General features: G+C 43.9%; 28 protein-coding genes. 1 reads left to right on the top strand and 27 read right to left on the bottom strand.

What is annotated here, in order from left to right; translation table 11 throughout:
- Entirely contained in the window at positions 1-1,026 is a 1,026-nt protein-coding gene (locus ACFQV5_RS23800) for a thiamine pyrophosphate-dependent dehydrogenase E1 component subunit alpha (protein ID WP_379250682.1), read from the bottom strand.
- A gap of 188 nt (positions 1,027-1,214) precedes the next feature.
- Positions 1,215-2,636 carry a dihydrolipoyl dehydrogenase gene (gene lpdA, locus ACFQV5_RS23795; protein ID WP_379250680.1) on the bottom strand — a complete coding sequence of 474 codons (1,422 nt, stop codon included), beginning with the start codon at positions 2,634-2,636 and terminating at the stop codon, positions 1,215-1,217.
- A gap of 159 nt (positions 2,637-2,795) precedes the next feature.
- On the opposite strand from lpdA, the gene ACFQV5_RS23790 reads away from it, so the two are divergent.
- Positions 2,796-3,092, top strand: a complete 297-nt coding sequence (locus ACFQV5_RS23790; RefSeq protein ID WP_379250678.1) for a DUF2627 domain-containing protein — start codon at positions 2,796-2,798, stop codon at positions 3,090-3,092.
- A gap of 94 nt (positions 3,093-3,186) precedes the next feature.
- On the opposite strand, the gene ACFQV5_RS23785 is transcribed toward ACFQV5_RS23790, so the two are convergent.
- The 25 genes from ACFQV5_RS23785 to spoIIIAC form a co-directional block, all read right to left on the bottom strand.
- Positions 3,187-3,399 carry a hypothetical protein gene (locus ACFQV5_RS23785; RefSeq protein WP_379250676.1) on the bottom strand — a complete coding sequence of 71 codons (213 nt, stop codon included), beginning with the start codon at positions 3,397-3,399 and terminating at the stop codon, positions 3,187-3,189.
- A gap of 51 nt (positions 3,400-3,450) precedes the next feature.
- Positions 3,451-4,335, bottom strand: a complete 885-nt coding sequence (locus ACFQV5_RS23780; RefSeq protein WP_379250674.1) for an NAD-dependent epimerase/dehydratase family protein — start codon at positions 4,333-4,335, stop codon at positions 3,451-3,453.
- 201 nt (positions 4,336-4,536) lie between these two features.
- On the bottom strand, positions 4,537-5,340 hold the full coding sequence (gene spo0A, locus ACFQV5_RS23775) for a sporulation transcription factor Spo0A (protein WP_379250672.1): 804 nt from the start codon (positions 5,338-5,340) through the stop codon (positions 4,537-4,539).
- A 192-nt stretch (positions 5,341-5,532) separates the two neighbouring features.
- Positions 5,533-6,864: a SpoIVB peptidase gene (gene spoIVB, locus ACFQV5_RS23770; RefSeq protein ID WP_379250670.1), complete on the bottom strand. Its 1,332-nt coding sequence runs from the start codon at positions 6,862-6,864 to the stop codon at positions 5,533-5,535.
- 102 nt (positions 6,865-6,966) lie between these two features.
- Positions 6,967-8,706 carry a DNA repair protein RecN gene (recN, locus tag ACFQV5_RS23765; protein ID WP_379250668.1) on the bottom strand — a complete coding sequence of 580 codons (1,740 nt, stop codon included), beginning with the start codon at positions 8,704-8,706 and terminating at the stop codon, positions 6,967-6,969.
- A 39-nt stretch (positions 8,707-8,745) separates the two neighbouring features.
- Positions 8,746-9,195: a transcriptional regulator AhrC/ArgR gene (ahrC, locus tag ACFQV5_RS23760; RefSeq protein ID WP_379250666.1), complete on the bottom strand. Its 450-nt coding sequence runs from the start codon at positions 9,193-9,195 to the stop codon at positions 8,746-8,748.
- A 30-nt stretch (positions 9,196-9,225) separates the two neighbouring features.
- Entirely contained in the window at positions 9,226-9,708 is a 483-nt protein-coding gene (locus ACFQV5_RS23755) for a hypothetical protein (protein WP_379250664.1), read from the bottom strand.
- Between the two features lie 70 nt (positions 9,709-9,778).
- Positions 9,779-10,651, bottom strand: a complete 873-nt coding sequence (locus ACFQV5_RS23750) for a TlyA family RNA methyltransferase (protein ID WP_379250662.1) — start codon at positions 10,649-10,651, stop codon at positions 9,779-9,781.
- 20 nt (positions 10,652-10,671) lie between these two features.
- On the bottom strand, positions 10,672-12,579 hold the full coding sequence (dxs, locus tag ACFQV5_RS23745) for a 1-deoxy-D-xylulose-5-phosphate synthase (protein ID WP_379250659.1): 1,908 nt from the start codon (positions 12,577-12,579) through the stop codon (positions 10,672-10,674).
- A 120-nt stretch (positions 12,580-12,699) separates the two neighbouring features.
- Entirely contained in the window at positions 12,700-13,575 is an 876-nt protein-coding gene (locus ACFQV5_RS23740) for a polyprenyl synthetase family protein (RefSeq protein ID WP_379250657.1), read from the bottom strand.
- Between the two features lie 22 nt (positions 13,576-13,597).
- Positions 13,598-13,855, bottom strand: coding sequence for an exodeoxyribonuclease VII small subunit (gene xseB, locus ACFQV5_RS23735; protein WP_379250655.1), 258 nt, complete (start codon positions 13,853-13,855; stop codon positions 13,598-13,600).
- Positions 13,845-15,215, bottom strand: a complete 1,371-nt coding sequence (gene xseA, locus ACFQV5_RS23730; RefSeq protein ID WP_379250653.1) for an exodeoxyribonuclease VII large subunit — start codon at positions 15,213-15,215, stop codon at positions 13,845-13,847. The genes xseB and xseA overlap by 11 nt, the downstream gene beginning before the upstream one ends.
- A 1-nt stretch (position 15,216) precedes the next feature.
- Positions 15,217-16,074: a bifunctional methylenetetrahydrofolate dehydrogenase/methenyltetrahydrofolate cyclohydrolase FolD gene (folD, locus tag ACFQV5_RS23725; RefSeq protein ID WP_379250651.1), complete on the bottom strand. Its 858-nt coding sequence runs from the start codon at positions 16,072-16,074 to the stop codon at positions 15,217-15,219.
- 65 nt (positions 16,075-16,139) lie between these two features.
- Positions 16,140-16,598, bottom strand: coding sequence for a transcription antitermination factor NusB (nusB, locus tag ACFQV5_RS23720; protein ID WP_379250649.1), 459 nt, complete (start codon positions 16,596-16,598; stop codon positions 16,140-16,142).
- Positions 16,599-16,762: 164 nt separating this feature from the next.
- On the bottom strand, positions 16,763-16,996 hold the full coding sequence (locus ACFQV5_RS23715) for a DUF2273 domain-containing protein (RefSeq protein ID WP_379250647.1): 234 nt from the start codon (positions 16,994-16,996) through the stop codon (positions 16,763-16,765).
- Between the two features lie 16 nt (positions 16,997-17,012).
- The gene (amaP, locus tag ACFQV5_RS23710; RefSeq protein ID WP_379250645.1) at positions 17,013-17,552 is read right to left on the bottom strand and encodes an alkaline shock response membrane anchor protein AmaP; all 540 of its coding nucleotides are present in this window, start codon (positions 17,550-17,552) and stop codon (positions 17,013-17,015) included.
- A gap of 67 nt (positions 17,553-17,619) precedes the next feature.
- Positions 17,620-18,033 (bottom strand): Asp23/Gls24 family envelope stress response protein, encoded by a 414-nt coding sequence (locus ACFQV5_RS23705; RefSeq protein ID WP_379250643.1) that lies wholly within the window; start codon positions 18,031-18,033, stop codon positions 17,620-17,622.
- Between the two features lie 117 nt (positions 18,034-18,150).
- Entirely contained in the window at positions 18,151-19,494 is a 1,344-nt protein-coding gene (accC, locus tag ACFQV5_RS23700) for an acetyl-CoA carboxylase biotin carboxylase subunit (RefSeq protein ID WP_379250641.1), read from the bottom strand.
- A 53-nt stretch (positions 19,495-19,547) separates the two neighbouring features.
- The gene (accB, locus tag ACFQV5_RS23695) at positions 19,548-20,042 is read right to left on the bottom strand and encodes an acetyl-CoA carboxylase biotin carboxyl carrier protein (RefSeq protein WP_379250639.1); all 495 of its coding nucleotides are present in this window, start codon (positions 20,040-20,042) and stop codon (positions 19,548-19,550) included.
- A 172-nt stretch (positions 20,043-20,214) separates the two neighbouring features.
- Positions 20,215-20,982, bottom strand: a complete 768-nt coding sequence (locus ACFQV5_RS23690) for a SpoIIIAH-like family protein (protein WP_379250637.1) — start codon at positions 20,980-20,982, stop codon at positions 20,215-20,217.
- A gap of 58 nt (positions 20,983-21,040) precedes the next feature.
- Positions 21,041-21,679: a stage III sporulation protein AG gene (spoIIIAG, locus tag ACFQV5_RS23685; protein ID WP_379250635.1), complete on the bottom strand. Its 639-nt coding sequence runs from the start codon at positions 21,677-21,679 to the stop codon at positions 21,041-21,043.
- Between the two features lie 13 nt (positions 21,680-21,692).
- Positions 21,693-22,406 (bottom strand): stage III sporulation protein AF, encoded by a 714-nt coding sequence (gene spoIIIAF / locus ACFQV5_RS23680; protein ID WP_379250633.1) that lies wholly within the window; start codon positions 22,404-22,406, stop codon positions 21,693-21,695.
- Positions 22,407-22,433: 27 nt separating this feature from the next.
- Complete coding sequence (spoIIIAE, locus tag ACFQV5_RS23675; protein WP_379250631.1) at positions 22,434-23,630, bottom strand: stage III sporulation protein AE; 1,197 nt, start codon at positions 23,628-23,630, stop codon at positions 22,434-22,436.
- Between the two features lie 16 nt (positions 23,631-23,646).
- Entirely contained in the window at positions 23,647-24,036 is a 390-nt protein-coding gene (gene spoIIIAD / locus ACFQV5_RS23670; protein ID WP_379250629.1) for a stage III sporulation protein AD, read from the bottom strand.
- 8 nt (positions 24,037-24,044) lie between these two features.
- Positions 24,045-24,248, bottom strand: coding sequence for a stage III sporulation protein AC (spoIIIAC, locus tag ACFQV5_RS23665; protein WP_046680216.1), 204 nt, complete (start codon positions 24,246-24,248; stop codon positions 24,045-24,047).
- Between the last annotated feature and the right edge of the window lie 4 nt (positions 24,249-24,252).

The raw sequence follows: 24,252 nt of genomic DNA, 5'->3' as shown, positions 1-24,252 counted from the left end.
TTATACCCCTCCTTCATTCTCGGCGTACACGTGTAGAAGTGTATCCTCCGGCTTTGGAAAAGGAGCACGGTCTGCGTATTCCGTCGCTTCTTTAATTTCAAGGTTCAACTGGGCGATCAGATCCTGCTCTTTGCTATCATCCCATAAACCTAAGTCAGTTAAATATTGTCTGAACCGGGCTACACCGTCTTTTTTCCAGTTCTCTTCCACTTCCTCTTTCGTCCGGTAAGCCATATCATTATCTGAAGTGGAGTGTGGAGACAATCGATACATCATCGCTTCAATCAGTGTCGGACCTTCACCACGCACTGCACGTTCGCGCGCTTCCTTAACAGCCGCATAAACTTCCAAAGCGTCGTTGCCATCTACTCGTATGCCTGGGAAACCATAGCCGAGGGCTCGGTCGCTGACTTTGCCGCTAAGTTGTTTATGAATTGGAACAGAAATCGCGTATTGGTTATTTTCACACATAATAATAACTGGTAATTTGTTGACTCCCGCAAAATTACAACCTTCATGGAAATCACCCTGATTACTAGAGCCCTCTCCGAACGTTACGAAAGAAACAAAGTCCTTCTTTTGCATTTTGGCCGCTAATGCGAATCCTACAGCATGAGGAACCTGTGTCGTCACTGGGCTTGAACCTGTTACGATACGAAGTCTCTTGCTGCCGAAATGCCCCGGCATCTGCCGTCCTCCACTATTCGGGTCTTCTGCCTTAGCAAAAGCGGATAGCATTAACTCTCTAAGCGTCATACCAACCGTTAGAACAAATCCGTAATCACGGTAATAGGGAAGAAAATAATCTTTTTCCCGGTCAAGGGCATACGCAGCTGCTACCTGGCATGCCTCCTGTCCGATACCTGAAACGTGGAAATTAATTTTTCCTGCCCGCTGAAGAAGCATGTTGCGCTCATCAAATTTTCGAGCTAGCACCATATATTTGTACATGTCCAGTACTTGACCGTCTGTCAATCCAAGCTGCTCATGCCTGTTTTTCTCAGTAATTGTTTCTTGCTCTTTCATGGAGATCCCTCCTTAAGTCATAACACCAATATCCGTAAAATCATACCAAAATCTAAATACTAAAGATCTGTTCATCCACTTATCTTGATCTAGTATTAAAACCTGGTACTAAGACTTGGTTTAATGTTATTATAATCCCTTTTCCTTGAAAAAGAAATGAGGGATTACGCATCAACCCATTCAGAGGCTTAAATACTTGTGGATTTCCCGTCAATAGCTAGGCTAGCTTCACCCAATATCTCCGATAAAGTCGGATGCGCATGGATCGTTGCTCCAAGCTCCCATGGGGTTGCATCAAGAACCTGGGCAAGAGCTGCTTCTGCAATCAACTCAGTGACATGTGGACCGATCATATGCACGCCCAAAATGTCATTCGTAACTTTATCTGCAATGACTTTCACAAAACCTTCGCTCACACCGTAAACCAATGCTTTACCGTTAGCTGAAAATGGAAACTTTCCAGTTTTGATCTCATATCCACGTTCCAAAGCTTGTTTTTCGGTAAGGCCCACACTCGCAGACTCTGGTCTCGTGTATACACACCGTGGAATCCACTCTTTCCGGTAGGACATTTTTTGTTCTCCGTTGATATGATGAACAGCCGTCAAACCTTCGTGACTTGCTGCATGTGCAAGCTGGAGTCCGCCAATGACATCACCAATGGCATATATATGCGGCTCTGTTGTTTGCATAAACTCATTTACAACAATCACACCTCGGTCGATCCTTACATCCGTATTTTCCAAACCGATGTTTTCAATATTACCTACTCGTCCTACAGAAACCAAAAGCTTGTCAGAGGTTAGAAGCTGCTCTTCTCCTCCGTGCTTTACCCGCAGCATAACTTGTTCGTTCTTCACCTCATAAGATTCAGTCAAAAGCTCAGCTCCAGTCAGAATCTTAATTCCTCTAGCGGAGAGAAGTTTGTTCATTTCGTTGCCAATTTCCTCATCCTCAGCTGGTAGAAGCTGTGGTGATGCTTCAACAATAGTAACATCTACGCCAAAATCGTTAAGCATCGACGCCCACTCTACACCAATCACTCCACCACCCACGATAATCATGGAAGTCGGAAGCTCCTCCATCAGAAGTGCATGATCGCTCGTCATCACATATTTACCGTCTGGTTCAATACCCGGCAAATGACGAGGCCGTGAGCCTGTCGCAATAATCAGATGAGTTGGAACGATTGTCTCCATTTCTCCATCCGCTAATTCTACGGCAACTGCACCACTGCGAGGGGAGAATATAGATGGGCCTATAACCCGTCCGAAACCATGAACAACACGAATTTTATTTTTACGCATCAAAAATTGCACGCCTTGATGAAGCTTTTCAACTATGTTTTCTTTTCGTTTCTGAACCTTCGCAAAAGATAAGCGCACACCATCCACTTCAATGCCGTAGTTCTCGCTTTCTTTCATATCAGCATAAACCTCAGCGCTGCGCAGTAAAGATTTGCTTGGAATACATCCTCGATGAAGACAGGTTCCTCCAAGTTTGTCCTGCTCTATAATGACGACGTCTTTTCCTAGCTGGGCCGCACGGATGGCAGCCACATAGCCTCCGGTACCTCCACCGAGAATCGCCACATCACATGTAATTGCCATATATGGCACCTCCGCATTATGTACTTTTAATCCTCTATTATTGTACTCTCTTTTTTTTGTAATACAAATATGATTCCACATCTTCAATAGACATCAACTATGGAAAAAGGTATGATTAGAAGTAGATTTTTCATAACATGACAGAGGAAGGAAACCTGTATGAAATTACTGATTTCCCGTTTTATTGCCATTATTATTTTGGTTATCCCCGGCTTCATGGCGATGAAAGGATTCTTAATGATGAAGGATGCTGCTTTCCTATATATTGCTGTGCATGGTGACGATCAAGTTAAAGATAAGGCATTCGAGTGGCTTCATTTTGGGGGTGGACTGCTCCTATTCGTTCTCGGCATCAGCTTTTTGGGAGGCTGGATATTGTTCCGAGATCGGAAGCGTAACTATGTAGGGCCACGGTTCAAAAAGAAACGTCCGAGTAAACCAGAAACATCAGGATAAACACAGTATCAACTATCGCTGTATTTCAAAAAACACCGGGGATACATTACATCCGCCGGTGTTTTTTAGTATCTTACTATGTGATTAGTAAACTCTATTCCATCAAAGCATCCTTCAATTTACTGGACATTCTTGCTTGTTTCGAAGATGCTTGTAAAGCAGCTTTTCGCAAATTCACATTCTGTCGAGTGACCAGTTCAAGCTCTTCCAGCAAATGTTTGACAAGACTCACAGCGTCTGGACTTAACTGTCCTTCTTCCTCCAGTTTTCGTGCCTGATTCGCCAAATTTACAATGGTGTCGTTCATGATGATCTTCCTCTCTTCATAAGTCTTCACATTCTTATTATATATATGAATCTATGTTTGAATAATCTTCGTATAATCTGAAATAAGCTCCTGCATCCACTGCTTTAAATCCCAGAACGAGAATCCCGCTGCAGACGCTCTGCTGTTATCCATCGTCCAATCACCTGGAATACCAAAGGGAGACATATGGTCAGCACCTGCAGATGGAAGTAAGGTAGCTGTCTTTCCGGTCTCTTGTGAGATCATCTCCATAATTTCGCGTACCGATATCGTTCCATTTGAGCAAGCATTTACAGGACCTTCAAACTGAACATCTCCAGCCCATTGTAAAAATTGTGCTGCTTCTTCCGCATGTATAAAAGAAATAAGTGCATCCGGTGCAGGTAAACCAATCGCTTCGCCCTTCAGTGCATGTTCGATATGAAATAATAGCCTTCTTGTATAATCATCTATTCCTAAGACAATGGGAAAACGCACTGCAGTTACATTCAAATCGTGGCGGCTAAATAAAACGGCTTCTGCCTGCCGCTTCCCTTCTTTATAGCTGTACTCCCGATGGTCGTTAGTCATGATAGGATAGCGATAAGGATCAAAATCTTGTTCCCTAAGCGGATGATCCGCAAAATCATATACCGAGAGCGTAGATGTCAAGACGTACTGACCTACCCTTCCTCTAAAGAGTTTAGAAGAATAGTCCGCCTCTTCAGGTGTATAACAAATATTATCATAGACAATATCGAAATCGCTACTACCGATCGCTTCTCTCAAGCTTTCGTGATTTTTGCGATCCGCTGTAAGCCTTTTCACATTATTCCCGAAATCATCCTTCTGATTGCCCCTTGTTAAAAGGGTAACCTCAGCTCCGCTATCAATCAGGTTCGAAACCAATCTTTTGCCGAAGAAACGGGTACCTCCGAGCATCAATACTCTCTTCATCCTTCTCCCTCCTAATCATTCTCCGCATACCCTATTCATTGTTTTCTTCATTTGATATGTAATTCCCTGCAAATTCGCATTCCAGCATAAGACAAAATAATGCGTCACTTCTTTAATGATTCGATGAGTTACTCATCATCCTCTAAAGAAGTGACGCATTCTTCAATTATGATCGATATTCGCTCAAAACTCCTAACCCTTTCAAGAAACCTTATGCTCAATTCTGAGTTTGTCTGCTACCATAGCGATAAATTCGGAATTGGTTGGTTTGGATTTACTAATATTGATCGTGTAACCAAACAGGTGACTGATGGAATCAATATTCCCACGAGTCCACGCTACCTCAATGGCATGACGAATGGCACGTTCTACACGTGATGGGGTTGTTTTGAATTTCTCAGCTATTGCTGGGTACAATGTCTTCGTTATAGCCCCTAAAATTTCGATATTGTTATATACCATAGTAATCGCTTCACGTAAGTACTGATAGCCTTTAATATGAGCTGGTACTCCAATCTCATGAATGATGGATGTGATATTCGCATCCAAGTTCTTACCTTTACCCATAGGAACAACGTTCGATTTCGAGGAACTAAACGAAGCGCTTGCGGACATACTGTTAGGTGCCCCTACCAACTGACGAATGCGGCTGGCAAGTACTTCCATGTCAAACGGTTTCAAAATATAATAAGAAGCACCTAACTGCACGGCACGCTGAGTAATATTTTCCTGGCCAAACGCTGTCAGCATGATAACCTTAGGCTGTGGAGATAAGTTCATATCACGCAGTCGTTCTAGGACACCCAAGCCATCCAAATGAGGCATAATAATATCAAGAATTAATACATCCGGCACTTTTCCGGTTTCTTCAATCATATTGAGAACCTCTTCACCATTGTAAGCAATTCCAGAAACCACCATATCATGTTGGTCCGAAATGTATTCCCCGAGCAGGTTTGTAAACTCACGGTTGTCATCTGCTAATAATACCTCAATTTTTTGCAATTCGTGTTCCTCCTTTATCAAATCAGGTGTTTTATTTAAATTCTTGTAAATAAAGTTTTCGACATAGTCATTTAAATTCCTTCTGTCGAAAATTATTTTTCTTTATTTATTTTTAAAAGTGCTTTATAATGTATATTTTTATCCAAATTCATTGTAATTTCGGCTTTTTGCGACAAAAAAAATCTTAAGGCATTACCCTGCCTTAAGATTTTGTGATTTCGTATGAGTTGATGGCAACACTCCAGAATCCTGAAGCATCCATTCGATAAAACATCCATAACCTGATTTCGGATCATTCACAAATACATGTGTAACAGCCCCAATGAGCTTCCCGTTCTGTACAATAGGACTTCCGCTCATACCTTGTACAATCCCGCCAGTCTTCTTAATTAACTCTGGGTCTGTAATACGAAGAACCATCCCTTTCGTAGCCGGAGCATCCTGACGTGAGACATGGATGATTTCAATTTTGAATCGTTCAACTTCCTGTCCCTCTACTACAGTCAAAATTTCAGCCGGACCCGTCTTAATCTCATCGGCTAATGCCACGGGAATGGGCTCAGGATAAAGACTGTGGGCAGGCTTTTCATTCATTTTTCCAAATATACCAAAGTGGGTATTTCGCTCAACATTTCCTAGAATACGACCATCTTTTAGAAAGTGGGCACGCTTCTCCCCTGGCTCACCTTGTTCACTACGGGAAATAGATGTCACATTAGACTGCAATATTTGCCCGCTTCCCACTTCAATAGGAGTCTGGGTGTTCATGTCTGTAATAACATGTCCCAATGCTCCATAAACTTTCTGATGAGGCGCATAGAACGTCAGAGTTCCTACACCAGCCGCTGAATCCCTAATGTACAATCCAAGCCGCCATGAACGATCCTCATCGTCATAAGCAGGAGTCAATTTTGTCTTGAACTCCTTCCCATTGCGTTTGTACGTGATATCCAGTGGTTTCTTGCTTATTCCAGCCTTTTCAACGATTTGAGCTACTTTAGTAACATCATTCAGTGGTGATCCATCCATTTGAGTCAACAGATCTCCCAGTTTCAAGCCAGCTGCTTCCCCTGGTGAGGTCTTTCCCTCACTAGAATGTACAAGATGATGACCAACAACCAAAATACCAGCTGACTTCACTTTAACACCAATGGTTTGACCGCCTGGATACACTTTAAGTTCTGGCATGACCTTAACATGTACCGTTTTAAGGGGTATGGTACCGAATAATTTCAGGGTTACTTCGGCTTTGCCGCTTTGTTGGGGGGATAACTTCAGTGGGCGGCTGAGCGAAATGTTAAGCGCTGACTTGGTTGATCCGTTCAACTGAAGCACATCGGGTCTGTCTACCGAAGCAAGTGCCTGAACTGGCATAGCCAGATTCAGATTTGCTTGTTGTCCTGCAAATAACCGCATCTCATTAGGCAATGAGGCTAAAGACTGGACTGGTTCAGCAGTTCCAACGAAACAAAGAAAGAAGGCAAGAATAAAACCGAGCAGTTTTTTCCTGAGGTTGGGGTTCAATGGCTGTCACGCTCCCTTTTTCTTCTTTCGCTTGACGAAAAGGTTGGTCGCCAATTGCGTACCTTTAAGTTAACCCTGCCCTCAGTCTTTTATAACTGTCAATCATTGACCCGATGCCCTTCTGGACGCTTTTTGCGCTTCCGCCAAATTGAGCATTTCTTGGGCATGATGCAGTGTTTTTTCCGTAATTTCAACACCACCGAGCATTCTTGCTAATTCCTTAACACGCCCTTCTTCACTTAACGATTCAACTTGCGTCATCGTTCTACCCTCATCCAGCTTCTTCTCAATTAAATACTGATGATCCGCCATACAAGCCACCTGCGGCAGGTGAGTAATGGAGAAGACCTGACACGTTTTAGCCAAGATGTTCAGCTTCTCAGCAATAGACTGAGCTGCACGTCCGCTCACACCCGTATCCACTTCATCAAAGATCAAGACTGGAATTTGATCATGACGGGCAAAAATACTTTTCATTGCCAGCATGATTCGTGAGAGTTCTCCGCCAGAGGCGATTTTCGCTAAAGGTCGAAGCGGTTCTCCGGGGTTTGGAGAGATAAGGAACTCTGCTGTATCAACACCTTGTTTGCCAAGACGAACGCGTCTTCCTTCATATTCATAACCGTTCGGATCTTCCTGACTTTCCAGACGAACTTCAAGCGAAGTCCTCTCCATTTGAAGATCCTTAAGCTCACTCTCCACCTGTCTGGCTAAATCATCAGCACATTGCTTTCTTATTTCACTTAGTTCTTTGGCTAAGCTCAGCACACCGTCGAGTAATTTGTCTTTACGACTTTTTAAGGCTTCGATATGTTCATCTTTATTCTCAAGCAGGTCTGTTTCCTGTTGAATGCGTTTGTAGTATTCCAATATCTGTTCAACATTATCCCCATATTTTCTGCGAAGACCGGAAATCATATTTAAGCGTTGTTCTATTTCATCCAGTCGATCGGGATTAAACTCGATTTGGTCTCGATAATCCCGTAATTGAAATACTGCATCCTCAAGCTGATAATAGGCAGATTGGAGCTGCTCAGCAAGGGGCTTCAATCCTTTTTCGTCATAACCGGAAACATCATCAATTCGTGTTAGTGCCCGGCTAACGGCTTCAAGTCCCTGAGATCCATATAGAAGTTCATACGCACTACCCACGGAGTCCATCATTTTCTCACTGTGGGACAGCTTTATTCTTTCTTCAGCGAGCCATTCATCTTCCCCGGCTTTCAGGTCTGCTGCGGCAATCTCCTCTAATTGAAACCGATACATATCAAGCATCTGGTATGCTTTTTGACTGGACTCCAATAAATCATTTAGCTCTTTCTCCACTTTTTTGAATTGACTGTATTGTTCTTGGTACTTTCGTTTGATCGGACCGATATCATGATCACCATATGTATCAAGCAGACTCAAATGTCTATCTGATCTTAGCAAGCTCTGGTGTTCATGTTGGCCGTGTATGTTAATAAGCTGCTCACCAATCTCCCGAAGCATGCTTAGGTTTACTAATTGTCCGTTAATACGCGAGGTGCTCTTCCCTTGAGATGTAAGTTCTCTTCGAATTAACAAATGCTCTTCTGGGTTTCCTTCTATACCGAGTCTTTCCAGTGTTTCCCATACGGGATGCACTTTGGGCAAGTCGAATAAAGCTTCTATCTCAGATTTGTCACAGCCATATCGTATCAAATCTGCAGAACCGCGTCCTCCTGCAATAAGACCAAGTGCATCAATGATTATGGATTTACCAGCACCAGTTTCACCGGTCAGTACATGAAATCCAGGGAAAAAGTGTACATCCACTGCTTCTACTACCGCCAGGTTTCGAATGGATAAAGTCACTAACATATACAGCACCTCCGACCTAACTGTTCAATGACAGTTTTTTTATGAAATGAAGCCCATAATTTGCGACACTACCAGGTCACTGTCACTATCTGTACGACAGATAAGCAGAATGGTATCATCACCGCAAATTGTACCCATGATATGGGACCATTCCATATTATCAAGCAATACAGCAACGGAGTTCGCCGTACCTGGCAGACACTTCATTACAACCAGATTACCTGTTTTGTCGATATGGACAAAATTATCTATAAGCGCGCGCTTTAACTTTTGAACTGGATTGTAACGTTGATCCGTTGGCATGGAGTACTTGTAACGTCCATCGTCCATTGGAACTTTAATGAGTAGCAACTCTTTAATATCTCTGGATACGGTCGCCTGGGTTACTTGAAACCCTTCAGACCTTAGTGCCTCAACTAACTCATCTTGTGTTTCTATTTCTTGATGGGTAATAATATCCCGAATTTTTATGTGTCGTTGTCCCTTCATTAAAAAGCCTCCCGAAATTATTCAGCTGATTTATTCGTCGTTTAAGATCCATTCCTCGTCCGACCATTCCATATTCACTCGCCTTACAGCATTTTCATTCAGGTCAATGTAAAGCAAGCCGGCACATTCCGGATACAATAGCATAAAAGGCATAAGCCGGTCCCTGATACCGCTTCCTGTAAAATCCACGGGTAAACGATCTCGTGACAGCTTTACCAAATACAATTCTCCATTGCCATCTGAAGCAACATAGTCAATAAATAGACGGCTATGAAGCTGATGCTCATCGGTATCAAAGGCCATAGTAATTTTCACCTTTCCTCCGATGACTTCGTAGCCTTCCTGTTCTATAAGGTCAATCGCAGGGTGGTCCTGAATGCGCTCATTGATGGGCACACCCGGCAGATGACTCGATGAGGGTGAGATAATCCAGCGATTGAATCGCCATAATATTAGCAGTAGTACAACAACCCCAATCAGAACCATAAGAAGCCCATCACTACGTTCATTCATCCCTATTCACCTCGAACTTTGTATTCGAGGATGGATATGGTAACTCCTTTTTTTCAGCAAAAGAAACCCATCATTTCGATGAGTTTCCCGTAAATGTATGAGCCGCCTGCTGAACAGTGCTATCGATCCATTGGCCCAACTGATCCGGTACTTGTTTTGAAAAGATCCCCGGTTCTTCCGATTGGGCTTGACTCTCCGGCGAGACCCGCCAATGAGCCAGAAACTCAATATTCCCTTCCCCACCAGTAATAGGAGAGAATGTAAGTCCCTTCAATTCGAAACCTAATTCATGAGCAAAAGTCAGCACTTGGGTAAGAACCTCTCGATGTACCTTCGGATCTCTTACCACACCTGATTTCCCAACCTTTTCCCGTCCCGCCTCAAATTGCGGTTTGATTAAAGCGGCGACATCTGCAGGTTTATCTAAAAGCGCCAGTAGCGGTGGCAGGATGATTCGCAATGAGATGAAAGATACATCGATGCTGGCGAAATCAGGTCGTGGACCTTTTAGATCTTCAGGTGTGACATAACGGAAATTGGTTCTCTCCATCACACACACCCGCTCATCATTCCGCAGCGACCAATCAAGCTGGTTATAACCAACATCAATTGCATATACATATGCTGCCCCGTGCTGCAGTGCACAATCCGTAAAACCACCGGTGGATGACCCGATATCGAGCATTGTCCGTCCAGTCATATCAATTTCAAATGTTTTGAGAGCCTTCTCAAGCTTTAAGCCGCCTCGGCCAACGTATGGATGTATCGAGCCTTTTACTCTAAGCTCCGTTGTGCGCGGTATCTTCATACCTGCTTTTTCGATCCGCTCACTTCCCGAATACACTAGACCAGCCATAATGGCCGCTTTCGCTTTCTCTCGGCTTTCGTAAAATCCCTGCTCCACGAGCAGAACATCAATGCGTTCTTTTTGTATTGAATCCATCTTTATCTCCTGATCTGTCATTAGGACGAGAAACTTCTCTTGCCTGATGGTGCAGAACTGGATGAGATTAAACCACGAACTTCAGCACATAAAGCTTCCGTAGTCAAACCAACCTCCGCACGTTGTTCTTTGATGCTTCCATGCTCAATAAATCGATCCTCAATTCCCATCAGCGATACTACCGCTTCATGTGTTCCTTGAGCTGCAAAATATTCAAGCACAGCACTTCCAAGGCTTCCTGCCTGACATGCTTCTTCGAGCACGATCATGGCTGTACCAGATGAAGCTAAATTGCTAAGCATTTCTTCATCTAACGGCTTCAAGAAGCGAGCATTCACAACTTGAACCTGAATTCCTTCGCGCTTCAGCAAATCTGCCGCTTCCTCTGCGATTTGAACCATCGGTCCCATCGCTAGAATGGCACAACCTTCACCGGAACGCACCTTCTCCCATTTTCCAATTGGAATAGGTACTAACTCTTTATCAAGCGCAACTCCCGTCACATTGACCCGAGGGTATCGGTATGCGATCGGGCCATCATTATAATCAAGTGCGGTTTTCATCATATGACGAAGTTCATTCTCATCTTTAGGCATCATCAGGACAATATTCGGAATATGCCGCATAAAAGCAATATCATAAACGCCTTGATGCGTCTCTCCATCAGCACCGACAAAACCTGCTCGGTCAATCGCAAACATCACGTTTGCATTATGACGACAGATGTCATGAACAATCTGGTCATAAGCTCGCTGCATGAAGGTTGAATACACAGCGAAGACCGGCTTCATCCCCTCCATAGCAAGTGCAGCACACATGGTGGCAGCATGTTGTTCCGCTATTCCCACATCGATCATACGATTCGGGAACTTCTCGCTGAACGGAATTAAACCCGATCCGCCTGGCATTGCTGGGGTAACCGCAACAATACGCTCATCCTGTTCTCCGAGTTCAATCAATGTCTGGCCGAAAATCTCAGTATACATGGGATTCCCAACTGCTTTAAGCACTTGACCTGATTCAATTTTATATGGCGAAATACCATGCCATTTATGTGAGTCAGACTCCGCAGGTCGGTATCCCTTACCTTTTGTTGTTACAGCATGAATAAGGACTGGTCCATCAACATTATCAGCTTGACGTAATGTATCGATCAATTTATTAATATCATGCCCATCAACTGGTCCTAAATAAGTGAATCCGAGTTCTTCAAAAAGGATGCCAGGAACCATCATATATTTCAGACTATCCTTCATCTTCTCTGCCGTCTTTGCAAGCTTCCCACCTATGGCCGGGATTTTCTTAAGTAAGCTTTCAACCTCATCTTTAGCTCGCAAATAATGCTTATCTGAACGAATTTTACTCAAATAATTGTGCATTGCACCGACATTTGGAGCAATAGACATCTCATTGTCATTTAGGATCACGATTAATTTCTTCTGCTCGTGTCCAATATGATTAAGAGCTTCAAACGCCATCCCGCCGGTTAATGCACCGTCTCCAATCATAGCAATGACACGATTATTCTCGCCTTTTAAATCACGAGCTAGTGCCATCCCCATCGCTGCTGATAAGGATGTGCTGCTATGACCAGCTTCCCAGACATCATGTTCACTTTCGTTACGTTTTACAAAACCGCACAAACCTTTATATTTGCGCAAAGTATCAAATTGGTCCATACGACCTGTTAAAATTTTATGAACATAAGCTTGATGACCCACGTCGTATATCATCTTGTCCCGAGGACTATCGAAACAATAATGCAAGGCCAGCGTGAGTTCAACCACTCCCAAATTCGATGCAAGATGTCCACCGGTGACAGATAGCTTCTCAATCAAAAACTGACGGATTTCGCCTGCAAGAACAGCCAATTCGTCAACCGAGAGATTTTTTAATTGTTCTGGATGTTTTATGTTCGGAAGCAGCACGAAGAATCTCCCCGCTTTCCTTCTTTATATTTGAATTTCATAAACAGCCCACCATTTCATTTGAGCTTCGTGATCTTAGACATTATATCACAAAAAAACAGCCTACAAAAAATATCCGTGTTAGTGATCACGGGACATCAGATAGTCTGCGATTTCTAAAAGGCGCTGGGAATTCGCAAATCCACCCTCAGCGATCACTGCTTTAGCCTCAGCTGTCAGGCGTGCAACCTCCTGTACGGAAGCCTCCAGACCGATAAAATAAGGATAAGTCACCTTTTGTTGTTTTACATCACTCTGCGTCTTCTTCCCTAGCTTTGCTTCATCCCCAATCAAATCAAGGATATCATCCTGAATCTGAAAGGCTAAGCCAATATGATGTCCATAAGTACGAAGTGCATCCAATTGCGCATCTGTTACACCAGCTACTCTTCCTCCAGCTATAAGGGAAAACATAATCAAATCACTGGTCTTATGTAAATGGATGTATTCCAGCTGCTCAAGGCTAGTCAAGCCCTGCTCACCTTCCATATCAGCAACTTGTCCACCAACCATACCTCTAGGACCCGCATATTCTGCAAGGTCTTCTACAATGGAAATGACGCGCTCAGCAGGAATACCATGTTTACGGCTAGCCTGAACAACACTGTAAAACGCATGAGTCAATAACGCATCCCCTGCAAGAATTGCGCCAGCTTCACCATATACTTTGTGATTCGTAAGCTTGCCCCGTCTGTAATCATCATTATCCATGGCTGGCAGATCGTCGTGTACTAGGGAATACGTGTGTACCATTTCAACAGCACATGCTACTGGAAGGGCTGCCTCCCTGCTTCCACCTCCAGCTTCGCAAGCAGCTATAACTAATAATGGACGCAGTCTTTTGCCGCCAGCCATCAGCGAATAGTTCATGGATTCTCTTAGACTGGAAGGTACATTCCAGTCTTCTGGCATTTGAGCAGTTAATTCAGTAGTAATACGATCATTTACCTCATTCATATATTGTTCCAACGTTTGTGAGTTATTCATCGCTCTCACCCGTTTCCTCTAACATATTACCGAATGGACGACGCTTCAGTTCTCCGCCTTCTTCAACAATCATTTCAATCTTCTGCTCGACTTGCTCTAATTTCTGACTACACATTTGAGATAGACGCATTCCTTTTTGGAATAAATCAATTGCTTTCTCCAGAGGCACATCCCCATCTTCGAGCTGACCTACAATCGTTTCCAGCTGAGCCATTGCTTCTTCAAAGCTCAACTCCGTTTCATTCGCCATGATTGTCATCCTCCTTCATTCCCCATACTTGACACTGAAGCCGGCCGTCGCTGACTTTCACGTTCACTAAATCTCCCAGCTGCACATCACTTAAAGATTTAATGAGCTTGTTATCTTTCTCGTCATATACAAGACTATACCCACGGGACATCACTTTGAGCGGACTCAGCGCATCCAAGTGCCTCATCTCAGACTGAAGATGCTGTAACTTCTCACGCATAAGCGATTGCATCGCAGCCGTTAGTTGACGATGAGCTCCATCATGCCTTCTCGTAGCTAACTCAAACTGGACCTGCGGATTAAGCCGTATTAATCCTTGTTTTAAAGAAAGCTGCTTCTGACGAGTTCGTGATATATGTGAACGAACTGAACCTTGAAGCCTAATCTTCAGCATATCCAGCCGCTCGGCATGCTGAAGCATGTACCTGCGAGGATACACAAGCACAGGAGAGCGTTGTAATGAAGATAGTCGTTCTTTACTTCGGCGCAGTGTCTGCTGCAGGCCTTGATGAAGCTGACGTTCACGCTGCATTAATCGCGACTTAACTTCAGCAGCACTCGGAACAGCAAGTTCGGCAGCAGCAGTAGGCGTCGCCGCACGAAGATCAGCAACAAAATCAGCAATCGTAAAATCTGTTTCATGTCCAACAGCTGATATAATTGGAATATCTGATTGATAAACAGCTCTTGCTACGATCTCTTCATTGAACGCCCATAGTTCTTCAAGCGAACCTCCGCCTCTGCCCACAATGAGCACGTCAGCTTCAGCCATCTCATTCATAGATCGAATAGCTTTTACAATAGAAGGAGCCGCGCCCTTTCCCTGAACTAACACAGGGTAAAGAATAACTCGCACTTGGGGGAATCGCCGTTTTATCGTGATCATGATATCTCGAACCGCAGCACCTGTAGGTGATGTTATCACACCCACCGTGCGAGGGAAAAGTGGAAGCGGGCGTTTCCGTTCCGTGGCAAAAAAACCTTCTTCCTCCAATTTCTTCTTAAGCTGTTCGTAGGCTAGATAGAGACTCCCTATACCATCAGGTTGCATATGAACTGCATAGAACTGATATTGCCCATCTCGCTCATATACAGATACATTTCCTCTGGCTATGACTCTAGAACCTTCCTTCGGAATAAATGGAAGCCTTTGATTGTGAGCCGAAAACATGATTGCCCGAATCCGGCTTCCCTCATCTTTCAGGGTAAAGTACATATGCCCACTAGAATGATGAGTAAAGTTAGAAATTTCTCCACGAATCCACACGTCCGACAGTCTCGTATCGCTTTCCATCTTCATCCGAATGTAACGGTTCAAATCCTTAATGGATAAGACGTGCTGTTGATCTAAGCTTTTCATCTTAATTTATTCCATTCAGCCGCTTGGAAGCCAGCAGCGTATTTTGCATCAGCATTGTAATTGTCATTGGTCCAACACCGCCAGGAACAGGGGTGATATAACCAGCGACTTCTTTAGCACTCTCATAATCCACATCCCCAGCGAGCTTGCCGTTATCCAAACGATTCATGCCTACATCAATAACAACAGCTCCTGGCTTCACATAACTGGCATCTATCATATTGGCTCTGCCAATTGCAACGACCAGAATATCAGCCAAACGGGCGATTTGATCCATATTAGCAGTTCTAGAATGACACATGGTAACCGTAGCATTTTCACGTTGAAGAAGCAGGGATACAGGTTTACCTACAATATTGGAACGTCCGATTACAACGGCATGTTTACCGGAAATTTGTATGCCAGTCCGCTTGATCAGCTCGATAACACCAGCAGGCGTACACGGAAGGAGACTATCATCACCAACCACAAGATTTCCGACATTCATAGGATGAAATCCATCTACATCTTTTTCAACTGCAATTGCGTTAATTACAGCTTTTTCATCGATATGCTTTGGTAACGGAAGCTGAACAAGAATCCCATGGATATTATCTTGGTTATTGAGCCTGTCAACAAACTCCAAAACCTCTTCCTGACTCGCTGTGTCCGGCAACCGGTGTACTTCCGAGTAAAAGCCGAGATCATGACACGCCTTCTCTTTGTTGCGTACATATACATGAGAGGCAGGATCTTCACCAACGAGTATGACGGCTAAGCCAGGACGAAAACCTCTGCTAGCAAGTTCTTGTACTTCACGTGCAATGTTTCCCCGAATTTCTTCTGATACTACTTTGCCGCTGATGATTTCTGCTGTCATTTCAACCTCTCCCCTTAGCCTAAAAGTGAGTATTATGGTTCCGAAAGTAATCCATTTCAGATATCTTAAGCTTTATGGAGTTTAGCTTTCACTTCATCCACTTCTTGAAGCATACGGCCCAGAACACCATTAACGAATTTCCCCGATTCATCGGTACCGAAATGTTTGGCTAGCTCGATCGCCTCGTTGACAGCTACTTTACCAGGTACATCTTCACGGTAAACGAGTTCATATACAGCGAGACGTAAAATTTGCCGGTCCACACGGGACAAACGGCTCATCTGCCAGCCCTTCAAATAATCTGTTAATACTGCATCAATCTCTTCTTTAGCTTCCCACGAACCGTTAACCAATTGAAGAACGATATCCTTAACCTTTGCCTCATCACCAATAACACGTTCCGTCTCGTTCTCTTCTGCCGCTTCAGAAAGCAGCATGGATACAGCTTCCCCGCTCTCAACCTCATTCATTTCCATCTGGTACAAACTTTGAACAGCAATTTCTCTTAATACACGTCTTTTCATTATGTTCCTCCTGTGGATCTTGCCTTAAATTCGTTTTGTGTTTAGTATGATCAACTTTAATTAATTATCGGTAAAAAAAAACCTGTGAGAGGCTCTCTCCGCAAAAACGGGCGAGAGATACAGCATGTCTCGGCATTTTTCCGGAGAAAGCATATCACAGGGTTTCATTTAAACGGCCGCCAACGCTCAAACAACCAGCGCCCCCACTCTTGCCAATGAAACAGGGAGCCCTGTCGTAAGTCCCTTCGTTTACCGAAGGTATAACCGATAAATACCACTAATGCAAAGAACAGCATATCCCAAAAACCTGACAATAAATAAATCAGACCACATATTATCCCGCTGGTTATACCAAGTATACGCCCACCGTGACTCTCCCACACTTGTTTCCATGGCATTTTGGGAAACTCACCTCTATTCTACGCGGCTCTTAAAGCTTGGCGCCTGAACCACGTTTGCTATATATACAGATACATTTGATACGGGAATCCCAGTAGTATCCTCAACAAAATCATGTACCTGCTTTTGAACCTCCGTGGTCAAGGTAGGAATGGATTCCTCTCCGTCCACAACTGCTCGAATAGCAATCTCTAACCCCGCCTGAGATACCTTAATACGCGATTTAAGATCCTTTACCCCACGTACCCTCGAGGCAGCCTTCAGACAAAGATTCTCAATGGTCTCCACCGAAATCTGGATATCCCCAAATTCAGTCCGTTGATCAATCGAATTCGTAACTGTGCGATCACGGCGAATTGAGATATAGAAGAAACGGATGCTAAGTAGAAGCAATACAGCAGCCACGATAATAGCGGCCAAGTAGAGACGCTGTTCCTGATTATATGTTAAATCGTAAGGTATAGCGCCGCTCAAGAGGAGGATGGCAACTATAGAAATCACTCCGATACTCAGGCTGTATATAAACAGCAAGAGTCTGTCCACAATTTTAGCCACGAACAGCACAGCCTCCTTTAAATTAGATTAAACCCTCGACATGTCTGTCGGGGGCTAGGGTAAATCTTTATTTCACTCGCTGAATCATATCCAAGTCTTCGGTCTTCTCAGAAGACTTTACGAAATGAACATCATGAATATGTACGTTGACTTCTACGACAGTCAGTCCAGTCATATTCTCGATAGAGCGCTTCACATTACGTTGAATTTCTCCAGCGACCTCAGGAAGACGATGACCGTACTCCACAATAACGGACACATCAACAGCTGCTTCACGCTGTCCAACTTCAACGGTTACACCTTTAGACAAGTTCTTACGTCCCAACAGTTCGACGATTCCGCCAGCAAATCCGCCGCTCATTCCCGCAACGCCCCGCACTTCAACCGTTGCAAGCCCTGCTATTACTTCGATGACTTCAGGGGAAATTTGAATCTGACCGATTTCCGTACGTTCAAATTCCGTCGGTAAAGAATCTACCATGTCTCAACACACCTTTCAAAATAAGTTTGCGGATGCATAGGACTAAACAAGGCATGCGCTTCTTATTAAACATACTATATCATTTGACCTAACTTATGACAAACGATAAAAGATACATTAAATTTCGTTCTCTTCTAAAAATTTAATGTCAAAATCACCCTTCAAAAAGGTAGGATGATTCAGCAGTTTCTGGTGGAAAGGAATCGTTGTATAAATCCCCTCAATATCAAACTCCATAAGAGCACGCTTCATTTTGGCAATTGCTTCTTCACGAGTTGGAGCCCATACGATCAGCTTCGCAATCATAGAGTCATAGTACGGTGAGATCGTATATCCAGGATAAGCTCCGCTGTCTACGCGAACGCCTGGACCACCTGGAGGCAAGTAAAATTGAATGGTTCCCGGTGCAGGCATAAAACCCTTATCAGGGTTCTCAGCGTTAATCCGGCATTCGATCGACCAACCGTTAATGACTACATCTTCTTGTGTGAAGGACAGTGGATGACCTTCTGCAACGGATATCATTTCCTTGATCAAATCAATTCCCGTAACCATCTCCGTTACTGGATGTTCAACCTGGATCCGAGTATTCATCTCCATGAAGTAAAACTGTCCATCTGGTCCAAGCAAGAATTCAAGTGTACCCGCTCCTGAATAATTAACCGCCTTCGCTGCGCGAACGGCCGCTGTCCCCATCGCTTCTCTCACTTCTTCAGTTAGCACCGGACAAGGCGCTTCCTCAACAAGTTTCTGGCGACGACGCTGTACAGAACAATCGCGTTCTCCCAAATGTACAGCATTGCCGTGTTTGTCAGCAATGATCTGAATTTCTACATGCTTCATCCCGGTTAAGAACTTCTCGAGATATACTCCAGCATTACCAAATGACTTCTGAGCTTCCTGCTGGGCAGCTGTGATCTGCTTAATCAGCGAATCCTCATCATCAGCAATACGGATACCTTTGCCCCCACCGCCGGCGGTAGCTTTAATAATCAGTGGATAGCCAATTTCTCTCCCAAGTGTAATAGCCTCATCCAAATCCTCGACCAAACCGTCGGATCCCGGAATAACTGGCACCCCTGCATCCTTCATGGTCTGCTTAGCAACTGCTTTGTCACCCATTCGAGTAATAGCATCCGCTGACGGACCAATAAAAGTGATGTTGCATGATTCACAAATTTCAGCGAAATCCGCATTCTCCGCAAGAAATCCATATCCAGGGTGAATTGCATCACATTCAGTTAAGGTTGCAACGCTCATAATATTAGTAAAGTTTAAATAGCTGTCTTTAGATAAAGTCGGACCTATACAATAAGCTTCATCCGCAAGACGAACATGAAGAGAATCACGGTCTGGCTCTGAATAAACAGCCACCGTGGATATGCCAAGCTCATGACAAGCTCGGATAATACGAACCGCAATTTCTCCTCGGTTCGCAATAAGTACTTTCTGAAATGTCATGCAAGTTACCTCCTTCGGACTCTAATATCTCAAATTCTCAGCGAGTATGGATTTCAATCCGGTCTCACCAGGAAAAGAGGCTGTCCGAATTCAACCAACTGCCCGTTTTGAGCAAGTACTTCTACAATTTCTCCTTTAACCTCAGCTTCGAGCTCATTCATCAGCTTCATCGCTTCGATAATACAAACGGTTGTTTTTTCATCGACTCTGTCACCTGCGCTAACAAATGCAGAAGCCTCAGGAGAAGGGGAACGATAAAAAGTTCCTACCATTGGCGATACAATTTTATGTAATGAACTTGCTGCATCGGTAGTGGAAGAACCGTTGCTGCTCTCAGGCTGGCTTCCTACATTAGTCGCCTGAATTGCCTGAGGCTGGAATTGAGGCGCCTGTATAAACGGTTGTGCAGGCGTCTGGAGGCTCACAACCTCTGGAGCACCAGGTTTCTTAATAGTTAAACGTGCACCTTCACTCTCGATTTCCAACTCATTTACGGAGGTTTGATCCACAAGGTTGATCAATTCTTTAATCTCGTTTAATTTAAACATTCTCGACTCTCACTCCTTCACTTTCTTAGAAGCCCTACTTCGGACAGTCAGTCAATAGCTTAGAGTATTATATCACAATCCAAAGAAATGGAAAGAGTCCAAGAGATTCCCCCCCGGACTCTTTCTTATTTTCGATTGAAGGGAAAGCTTCTGCCTATAAAGTATCCTATTGTTACGGTTTTACCATTTGGACACTCACTTTATCTTGACCTACTTTCAGTTCGCTCATCAATTTATTAACAATGGTTGCAGCACCTTTAGCATCCAGCTTATCACCAAGGACAACGACGTTATACCTGTCGTTCTCTTCTTTTACAACAGCATTTTCATATTGCTGTTGCAGCTCCTCTTCAATACTGAGAAGAATATCTTCTCTTTCTTCCAGTGTTTTAAGCTGTTCTGCAACCTGAGCAGTCTCTTCAGCGGTGCTCTCCTGGTTCCCCAGCTTAGTCATAAGCTCATCATACAGCTTTGCATTCTTGTTAGCGCGCTCAAGTTGATAAACTTCTAATTTACCGGCAGCAGAACTTGCTTGTGCAGCAACTTCCTTCAGTACATCCGCTTCTGTTTTTGCAGTATCTTTCGCGTCGGTTGCATCATCTGTCTTCGCATCTACCTTAGGGTCCTTCGGTTCATCAGCTTTTTCAGGTGCCTTTTCTTCAGTTACCTGATCTGCTTTTTCTGCACCTGTGTTTGCTTCGCTTCCAGTTTCTTCACTTGCACCGGAGTCTTCTACGATGCTCTCAGGAGTAACTTCATTTAATACCAGTTCATCTGTCGATTTGTTTATTGTTCCATTTTTTTGATTATCCCCTTGTGTACTTTCAGCAACTGGAGGAGCCGAAGGACCTGATTCATCAGTAAACAAGTAATACGCAGAAAGGACGACCATGAGGCTTAACATCGAAACTAACCAGATTGTTTGTCTTTTATTATTCATTTAGAATACTTCCTCCTTTAAATAACTGCTTGATAACGATCAGTTCACTATGGATGTTCTATTCTTGTTTGCGAGGTACAACAGATATTTTGTAACTTGGAACATTCAGCCCTCTTTGAACGGCGTCAACAATTAGACCACGTACCGTCTCATTCTCCGCCCCCTTTGCTACAACCAATACACCACGAAGATGCGGTTTCACTTTCTTGGTTACGATGGGAGTTTGATCCCCTGCAGTATCGTAGGTGACAATTTGTCCGTCGCGCGTATAACTTGTTATATGCCGCTTTCCGCCATTGGCATCATTCTCTTCAGTCAATTCTTGTGTATCTTTCACATTCCGCTGAACGATGATCTCCTCCGTTGATTCTACAGTCACCATGACATCAACATCACCAACACCAACAATCTGTTCAAGCATTGTTTTGGTTCGAGCCTCAAACTCCTGCTCAATACTGCCAAATTCACTGACCCCGTTTCCTGCTGGTGTTTGAGCTGATGTTGTCACTGCCGTATCCGGAGGTTCTCGGCCAATGTTCTCGTTATCAAGCTTTTTTACATGAACGAAGGAATTAAACAGCATGATGGCAATTCCAATAAGACCTAATATGATCAACCATCGAAAGGTTTGCATTTTCCTTGCTCCGCCCGTTCCTCCGCCAAGCCATTGTTCAACCTTTTTCAGCCAATTCCCCATTTCTTCACCTCCGTTATAGTTTGGTATTCATGTCACTTTCTATGGAACGTATCACTATTTGATCAGGCAACAGATCCCATCTGCTGCTTAGGAGATCTATTACAGGGCCCGCTCTGGCTTCCACTCTTTTACCTGCTTCCACGGAGTCTTCCGTTTTGGATTTATTCTTGGACTCATCTGTATTCGTCTCAACATTCACCCTTATCGTATCTACAGGCTTTATACCTTTGCTTTCAGCCAGCGACTGTTTTTGTGAAGACTCTGGGGTTTCTGCTTCTCTGAGCCGGACTTCGACAGATTTGATAACTGCACTGCCTGTTGCTTCACTAGGTGCCGCTAATATGACCTTCACTTCATCTACCTGTTCCCCCGTCTCTTTCGTAATTTGATCCTTCATCTGTTTAGCAACTTCTTCTCCTGCCCATTGAAGACTTTGACTTTGCTGAACATTCTTTAACTTCTCAGCCTGGGCTAAAATATAATCAAGTTCCGCTTCTCTAGGGGTATTTGTCCCGTTTTCCACCCGTTCCAGCTCAAGTGCAAACTGTTTCTCCGGCGATACCGTCAGTAGGCTGATAATCGGGCGAAGTAGAGCTAGTAGTATGAGCATGCTTAGCACCAACCTTGCATAGCGCTGCATGGATTTACTAGGTAGGATCAGATCGACGAAGGCTGCGAATAGAACGATCATGATTACGCTTTTCAACCATTCGCTAAGCCAATCCACTTCTCAACGGCCCCCTTTCTGACACTCCTACCTCATCATGACTGTGACGTTAGCAGCCGTGAGGATAATTGTAATTGCTAAGAAAAACATCATGCTTACTGCTGCGAGAGCTGCAAATACGAACAGCATTGTTTTACCGATCGTCTGCAAACAGGTGACAATGGGTGAGTCTCCTAACGGCTGCATAACAGCTCCTGCAACGTTATATATAAGCGCCAAAGTAAGAATTTTGATCGCTGGGAAAGCACAAAGGAATAAAATGATAATGACTCCTGCAAGTCCAATCGAGTTTTTCACAAGCAACGAGGCGGAGATGACAGTGTCCGTTGCATCAGCGAACATTTTTCCTACAACCGGTACGAAGTTGCCTGTAACATACTTCGCTGTTCGGATCGTCACGCCGTCTGTTACTGAGCTTGTCAAACCTTGTACAGAGATAACTCCGAGAAATACAGTAAGCAGAACCCCTAGCACACCCATACCAATTCCTCGCAAAAGGTTCCCGAGTTGTGTCAGCTTGTACTTATCTGATAACGAACTGACAAGGTGTAGAACAGCAGAGAAGAACAATAACGGAAACACAATTGTACTGATGAGGGTGCCAACGGTATGCACCATAAAAATAATCAAGGGGTGCGTTAGAGAAACGGTAACAATGTTACCCATCGAGGCCAGGAGTGCGAACAACAATGGAAGCATCGCCATCATAAAATCAATCATCTTATCTATTGCTTCTCTGGCGTATCCGATCGCGACAGTAAAGCTGTTAACGGCAATGACAAGCACTACCATATAACAAATGGTGTATGCCACTTGACTGATTGTGCTTTTCTCAAAAGCGGTTTGTAAGTTTTCCAAGATCAAACTCATAATGCTCAGCATAACGATCGTGGCAAGTAATTTTCCGTTATACAGTACCTCATGCCACATGAAACTTCCGATACCTGATAAGACACTTTTAATACCAAAACCTTCTCCCCCGGGCAAGAGCATATCCATCAGGGCTGGAGTTTTCCCTTCCGGAAAAAAACCTCCATAATCTTTCATTAGCTGCTCCCAATACTGCTCTACCTGACTTGTAGGGAGTTCTTTCGTCTGTTGTTCAATAAATTGATCTGCCGGCGAGTCTGCATACACTGTGCATCCCACACCACTCAACAGCAGCAAAAGCAAGATTATCAGCAATCGCAGGGGCCTATTGGAACCATACCGATGTTGACTCATGTAATCCCCCGCTTTCTCAAGTCGGTAGGAGCTTCAAAACCGTTTCGATTATGATGCTGATGATCGGTACAGCAAGAACAAGAATCAGTACTTTTCCAGCCATTTCAATCTTGGAAGCTATGGACTCTTGACCAGCATCTCTCACGACCTGTGCCCCTAATTCGGCTATATAAGCAATTCCTATAATTTTCAGCACTGTCTTTAGGTAAATCATTTGGACACCTGAGCTTTCTGCAAGATCTTCCAGCATCCGAATAACATTACCGATTTTGCCGATGAGAAACAAAAAGATCATGACACTTGTTGAAACTGCGAGCAGAAATGCAAAGATCGGTTTCTGCTCCTTGACGACGAGAATAAGAATGGTGGCTAACAAGCCGAATCCTACTACTTGGATAATCTCCATATCCTCACCTACTGGAAGAGGAATATCGTTTTTATTTCCTGAAGTAAGTCATCTAGCAGTCGTACGACCATGAACAAGACGACAACAAACCCGATGAGCGTAACCCAGTGAGCCATATCCTCTTTCCCCATTTGTTTCAGTACGGTATGGATCATGGCAATGATGATGCCGATTCCTGCAATTTGGAAAATGGCATTCACTTCAATATTCATTCCT

This window comes from Paenibacillus sp. GCM10028914, from assembly GCF_042666275.1.
Lineage (GTDB): Bacteria > Bacillota > Bacilli > Paenibacillales > Paenibacillaceae > Paenibacillus_AQ.
The sequence above is the reverse complement of the archived record's forward strand: the minus strand, read 5'-3'. Positions and strand labels throughout refer to the sequence as shown.